Source organism: Bacillus sp. AFS001701 (assembly GCF_002559405.1).
Classification (GTDB): domain Bacteria; phylum Bacillota; class Bacilli; order Bacillales; family Bacillaceae_G; genus Gottfriedia.
In genome coordinates this window covers 1-1,437 of record NZ_NTZO01000317.1, presented here as the reverse complement: position 1 = coordinate 1,437, position 1,437 = coordinate 1, and the positions used below count along the sequence as shown (strand labels likewise).

At 35.4% G+C, this 1,437-nt stretch carries 2 protein-coding genes; both read right to left on the bottom strand.

The window, feature by feature from the left end:
* Positions 1-189: 189 nt before the first annotated feature.
* Positions 190-1,059: a proline iminopeptidase-family hydrolase gene (locus CN514_RS18835; protein WP_098233921.1), complete on the bottom strand. Its 870-nt coding sequence runs from the start codon at positions 1,057-1,059 to the stop codon at positions 190-192.
* Between the two features lie 44 nt (positions 1,060-1,103).
* Positions 1,104-1,343 (bottom strand): hypothetical protein, encoded by a 240-nt coding sequence (locus tag CN514_RS18830; RefSeq protein ID WP_098233920.1) that lies wholly within the window; start codon positions 1,341-1,343, stop codon positions 1,104-1,106.
* Positions 1,344-1,437: the final 94 nt, after the last annotated feature.

The following is a 1,437-nucleotide window of genomic DNA, read 5'->3' as shown; positions in this document are numbered from 1 at the left end:
TACTTCCTCATGAACACCCTATGAGTTCCCAAATTTCAATTTTTTCTTTTTTTACTTACCCATGAATACCCTAAAAGTTAATAAAAATCCTATTTTACCTTTTCCACCTACTCATAACCCCTCCACAACTAACAAAAACCACCATAAAAAAACGCAAGGGATCAACCTTGCGTTTCACAATTTAACTGATTATTCAGCTTCCTTCAAAAAGCTTTCAACTATTCGTATATACTCTTCTGGTTCTTCTATGTACGGCATATGTGCACTTTGCTCAAATACGTGGAATTTTGCATTAGGCGTTAGTTCGCTGAAATATTCTGTTGATTTAGGTGTTGCTTCATCGTATCTACCGCAAGTATACATCGTTGGGATTTGGATGTCTTTTAATTTTGAAGTGCAGTCAAAATCCTTTAAGTTTCCAGTTACATGAAACTCGGATGGTCCCCACATAATATTGTATACTTCTGGATTTCTGTAGTGTTTTCCTTTTTTAAGGAATTCTGGATATGGATCTAATCTGCAAACAAAATGCTTGTTAAATACAGCGTTGGCATTTTTGTAATCCTCTGAATCTGTTGTTCCATTTTCCTCGCATTTTATTAATGTTTCTTGTACCTCAAGCGGTAGTAGTTTTCGATTTCGGTCCTGATCCTCAGCCCATAATGGGGCGCTTAAACAAGGACTTGAGAAGATTATACTTTTCACTCCCTCTGGTCTCGATAAATAATAAGCTGCAGCAAGAGTTGTTCCCCATGAATGACCAAGTATATGAAACTCATCAAGAGAAAGAGCTTCTCGGATTTGAGCTAATTCTTCCACAAATCTATCAATTTTCCATAAAGTAGTATCTGTTGGACGGTCAGACTTTCCACAGCCTAACTGATCATAAAAAATAACTGGACGATCTTCTGCTAATATGTGTAGACCTTGCATGGAATAATGCGATGATCCAGGCCCTCCATGTAAAACAACAACAGGAATTTTAGATGAATTTTTATTATGAAACTGATACCACACTTTCCCGCCTGTTACTTCAATAAAACCCTCAATCACATTCATTTATTTCTCTCCTTTTCATTCAAAACAGTAAATTAATACCCATCTCAAATATTGGTTTTTTTAATAATATAAGCAAGTACTAGTGGAATCATAGGAAGCAATGCAACCAACTTAAACCAACTTTCTGCACCACCAAAATATAGTGTTGGTAGTATTAATGCAACTCCGCTCACTATTAATGTTTTCCAGGATTTTTTCCACAGTCCCAAAACTAAAAGAATGAACCCAGAACTAATTAACAACCAAAAGATTAGACCTACCCAATAGAATCCAGCATGTTCCATTAATTCACACCCTAGTCAGTTTTATGTATTTCAGGAAAATATTTAAAGATCATTCCGATAAAAAAATAACGATAGGTTATGTATGCTTGGATAT

Coding starts and splice junctions, on each gene's coding strand:
- CN514_RS18830 (WP_098233920.1), bottom strand. CDS start 1,343: ATGGAACATGCTGGATTCTATTGGGTAGGTCTAATCTTTTGGTTGTTA.
- CN514_RS18835 (WP_098233921.1), bottom strand. CDS start 1,059: ATGAATGTGATTGAGGGTTTTATTGAAGTAACAGGCGGGAAAGTGTGG.